Annotated in this window: 5 protein-coding genes; 3 read left to right on the top strand and 2 right to left on the bottom strand. The window is 57.1% G+C overall.

Annotated elements, in window-relative coordinates:
* Nucleotides 1-638: 638 nt before the first annotated feature.
* The gene (locus NW819_RS12485) at nt 639-1394 is read right to left on the bottom strand and encodes an ankyrin repeat domain-containing protein (protein WP_414413940.1); all 756 of its coding nucleotides are present in this window, start codon (nt 1392-1394) and stop codon (nt 639-641) included.
* Between the two features lie 241 nt (nt 1395-1635).
* Between NW819_RS12485 and NW819_RS12490 the strand changes: the two genes are divergently transcribed.
* On the top strand, nt 1636-2229 hold the full coding sequence (locus tag NW819_RS12490) for a J domain-containing protein (protein ID WP_011433991.1): 594 nt from the start codon (nt 1636-1638) through the stop codon (nt 2227-2229).
* On the opposite strand, the gene NW819_RS12495 is transcribed toward NW819_RS12490, so the two are convergent.
* Nucleotides 2226-3629, bottom strand: a complete 1404-nt coding sequence (locus tag NW819_RS12495) for a 2-succinylbenzoate--CoA ligase (protein ID WP_414413941.1) — start codon at nt 3627-3629, stop codon at nt 2226-2228. The two genes, NW819_RS12490 and NW819_RS12495, sit on opposite strands and share 4 nt — an antisense overlap.
* A 146-nt stretch (nt 3630-3775) precedes the next feature.
* Here NW819_RS12495 and petG point away from each other — a divergent pair, with 146 nt between their 5' ends.
* Nucleotides 3776-3889, top strand: a complete 114-nt coding sequence (gene petG, locus NW819_RS12500) for a cytochrome b6-f complex subunit V (RefSeq protein WP_011433989.1) — start codon at nt 3776-3778, stop codon at nt 3887-3889.
* Nucleotides 3890-3952: 63 nt separating this feature from the next.
* The coding region (locus NW819_RS12505; protein WP_414413942.1) for a pantoate--beta-alanine ligase at nt 3953-4215 on the top strand (263 nt) is incomplete at its 3' end.

The raw sequence follows: 4215 nt of genomic DNA on the forward strand, positions 1-4215 counted from the left end.
ATCCATCAGTCTTCCTCTCTTGTCTTGGATGCGGAAGGGATCCTGCACTGGCGGAACTGGCCATCTGCGTCAGCGGGGATCCCTTTTTCTCCTCTCCAAGGCTAAGCAAGGTTCTGTGCTAATGAGAGTCAGAGTCAGTTGATAGAGAGATTTTTTGCTTGCTCATGTCAATCTGTAGAGGTGGCAGTGTAAAGGAGCAACAGCGGCTGAGGGTTATGGCTTTGGAAGGGGGCAATCTGGCTTCGGGAACCGGAAGACAAGACCGAATACAAAGATTGCTGCTCTAGTTTCCTTTGCAAACTTGTCAGAAGCTAAGGAAAAAGACCAACCTTTTGGGACAAACTGTCTGTCCTATGTCTTGTTTTGTCGTTCAAAAATTTATGTTGGGCTCAAGAGAAACTCTAGAAAAAAGTTGAATCAGGTGGAAGAATCAGTTAGAATCTAGCTGGCGTTAACGCTAACCGCGACGAAGAGACTGGAGGGAGGAAAGCCTAACAGCCTCTCTCCTTTTTTCTGTAGAGATTACCCTCACCTTCAACCCCTGTCTTGTGAGAGAGGGGGAAGCCTGAATGTCCTATGACCCAAAGCGGCTAGAATTTCCATCAACTCTTGTTTTATTCTCTATCCCAAACCTGATACTAAAGGGTTGCCCCTCGATCTTGTAACCATTGGACAGCCAGTCTATGTTGGCGTTTCTGCGCATAGGCCAAGGGGGTATGCCCATCTTCATTGCGAGGGTTTAGTTCGGCTCCATTTTCCAGCAAAAGCTCCAGGATTTGGATATGCCCTTCCCAAGCAGCCCAGTGCATCGGTGTCGCCCCGAATCGGTTGCGCGCATTGGCATTGGCCCCGTACAAGAGCAGAAAGCGAGCGATGCCCAAATCCCCTCGGGTGGCGGCTTCATGCAGAGGGGTTCGGCCTGTTTCGTCAGTGGCATCCACCGGCGCTCCCTTGGATAGTAGGCGGGCCAGAATGCTTTTTCGGCCGGTGGCTGTGGCCCAGTGGAGAACACGACCGGTGTTGGCTCCCTTCTGGATGAGCAGACCGATTACCTCCGCCTGATCGGTTAAAGCAGCCTGCTGGAGAGGGGTATAGCCATGGTTATCTGGGAGATCGATATCGCTGCCTGCCCTCAAGAGACGCTCCACCAGCTTGACCTGACCGCTGGCGGCAGCCAAATGGAGAGGGGTGGCACCTGTGGGATCCAAGGCATTGGGAGAAGCGCCATGGGCCAAGAGCAAATCCAACAGTTCCAAATCGCCAAGGAGTGTCGCTTTATGAAGCAAAGTCATTCCCTGAGCATCGACAGCATTCACATCTTCCCCCCGCTGCAAATGGGCCAATAATTGTTTTAGATCTCGATTGGCAAGAGCTTGATGAAGCGCTTCACTCATAACAGATAGAAATAAAAAAGCCAAGTTGCAATGAAGTTGGGCAACAGGAAGGGATCCTCGATAGGCCGGAATGGAGGCTCCAAACAACTTGGGCAAAGTCTAACACTGGATCCCTGCTGCTGAGGGAAGCGGGAGAACCAAGCGCTTGGTGGGATCCCTTGGTCAAGCCGGGGCCGCAGCGATAGACTAGAGCTGGTTTTTGGCCAGGTCTTTTCCCGATCCCTTAGTTGCGCCACCGTTTATGGATTACTACGCGATCCTGAACCTATCTCCTGCAGCGGACATTGAAGAGATTAAACAGGCGTTTCGACGGTTGGCGCGGCAGTTTCACCCTGATGTGGCAGGGGAGGGATCCCGAGAGCGTTTCCAACAAATCCACCAAGCCTACCAAGTGCTGAGCGACCCTGAGCAGCGGCGGCGCTACGATGCACAACGTCAATCTGCACAACGTCAATCTCCACCCAGCTCTCCTGCTGCCGGCGAAAGGCGGGTGGTCATTCGCAGCATAGGCCCCTCATCGGCAGAGCAGCCCAATCCGGAAGGGCTCAAGGAGGGGATTGCCCGCGTCAAGGCAGCCTGGCGGGAGCGGAAGTTGCCCACGGCGGTGGCCCAGGCGGAGGCGCTGCTGAAACGGTTTCCCAACTCCAGCGAGGCCATCCACATCTTGGCGTTGGCCTACCAGCGCTTCGGCAACCATTTGATCTACGAGGGGCGCTATCAGCAGGCGGAAGCCTACTTGAGAAAAGCTTTGGCCACGGAGCCGCACAACCGAGAATTGGCCTTTGAAATCAAGCGAGATTTAGCCCGTCTGGGCATTCGGGAGGGATCCCGCTAACTTGCCTGCGTTGGGATCCCCAACGTCTGAGCTGCCCACTGCCGGAGTTGTTGGCGGTTGACTTTGCCCTGAGGGTTGCGCGGGATCCCCGTACACCACAGCCAGTGCTTGGGGTGCTTGAAGGGACTCAGTTGGCGGCTTAGGTGTTGCTTCAGGTGCATTTCCAGCTCTTTGGGGATCCCTGTTTTGGGGACGACCACCGCCACAACCCGCTGCCCCCATTCGGCATCCGGTAGGCCCAACACGCACACATCTTCCACCCAGCCGCTGGCTCGGATCTCCCCTTCCACTTCTGCAGCCATCACCTTTTCCCCGCCGGTTAGGATTAGGTCATCGGCTCGACCTAACCAATAGAGGGATCCCTGTCGGTCTAGATAGCCCAAATCGCCGGGGGTAAAGCCTTGCTGTTGCCCTTCGCGTAAGCGGTGCGTAGCACTTAGGTGCGGGTAGTAGCCCAGTGCCAGCGACTCTGCCTGAATGTGAATGTAGCCCACAGCATGGCTGGGCAGGGGATCCCCTTTTTCGCTGCGGATCTGGAGCGTGGCGTGGGGCAGAGGCCGACCCAGACTGTCGCTCCCTTGCCAAAAGGCTTCTGGCAGTAACGTACACACCTGGGAGGCGGTCTCGGTCATACCGTAGGTGAGGGCAAGGGGAAGGTGAAGTTGCCGGGCCTGTTGCCGCAAGCTGGGCCAGGTGGGGCCACCGCCAACCAAAATGGCCCGAAATTGGCGCAGGCTCTCCAAAACTCCCGGATGGGCGCTGAGCAACAGCCGTTGCAACTGAGTGGGCACCAGCGATAGAAAGCTCCCCGGCAAAGGGGGATCCCAAGACTCGGCCTGCTGTTGCCGTTTCCAATCCCAGACAACCCACTGCCCACCGCTCAGCCAGGATCGGACTGCCTGCATCAAGCCGCTGACGTGGTACAAGGGCAGAAGGCAATAGCTGTGTACAGGCCCGACGGCAAAGTGCTGTTGGTGGGCTTTGGCCGAGGCACTGAGGGTCAGCCAAGAGTGCAGGGCCCATTTCACTTGGCCGCCAGAGCCACCGGTGGGGATGCCGATCAGCGGCCAATGGGAGCTGGGCACAGCTTCCCGCAACTCTCGCAGGCGCGGATTCAAGGGGGCGGGATCCCCTTCCAGTCGGCCCTGGCGCCAGCACCAGCCGGATCCCATATCCGCCAAAGCCTGTCCCCATTCCCGTTCTCCCCAGTGGGGATTACCCAGGAACAGCGGGATCCCCAAGCGTTGGCAGGTCAAAACTGCCGCCCACACCTGCACTGGATGCGAGTCCGCCACCAGCAGGGGAACGGCCTTGTCTGCCAAAGGGCGCAGTTGCTCTTCCAGTTTGGACAGGCACTCCTTCAAGTCTCCGCCATCCCCGGACAAGACAATTGACCTCATGGGCTATGGGTATGCCATCTCAACGGCTTCGCGGATCCCCTGCATTTTATTAGGGGATCCCCCCTCGATTTCCTTGGCAAGGAACGGTGAGGATAGGTTTGGGCTTGGCTTATCATGATCTAGGTTTGAACTGGGAGGTCTGTGTTGTGATCGAGCCGATTTTGTTGGGGATCGTCTTGGGCATGGTGGTGGTCACCTTGGCGGGCTTATTCGTGGCAGCCTACAGGCAGTATCAACGCAGCAACAAGATCGGCCTGTAGGAGCAGCCTTTGGGGGGGTTGGAGAAAACCCATAGGGGAGAGAGAGATTGAGGTGGCATGGCGATGCACTGGCTGCGCACAGTTGCTGCTTTGCGGGAGCAGGTAGCCGATTGGCGGGGATCCACAGTTGGCTTGGTGCCCACGATGGGATCCCTGCATGAGGGCCATCTCAGCCTAATCCGCCGCTGCCGGCAAGAGTGTGACCACACGGTGGTCAGCATTTTCGTCAATCCGCTGCAATTTGGCCCCAACGAAGACTGGGATCGCTATCCCCGCGACGAAGAGGGGGACCGAGCTTTGTGCGAGGCAGCAGGTGTGGATGTGGT

This window comes from Synechococcus sp. R8-2 (assembly GCF_047461715.1).
In the GTDB taxonomy this organism is placed as follows: Bacteria; Cyanobacteriota; Cyanobacteriia; order Thermostichales; family Thermostichaceae; genus Thermostichus.

Excerpts from the sequence above, each read along its gene's own strand:
- NW819_RS12485 (WP_414413940.1), bottom strand. The coding sequence starts at position 1,394 with ATGAGTGAAGCGCTTCATCAAGCTCTTGCCAATCGAGATCTAAAACAA.
- NW819_RS12490 (WP_011433991.1), top strand. The coding sequence starts at position 1,636 with ATGGATTACTACGCGATCCTGAACCTATCTCCTGCAGCGGACATTGAA.
- NW819_RS12495 (WP_414413941.1), bottom strand. The coding sequence starts at position 3,629 with ATGAGGTCAATTGTCTTGTCCGGGGATGGCGGAGACTTGAAGGAGTGC.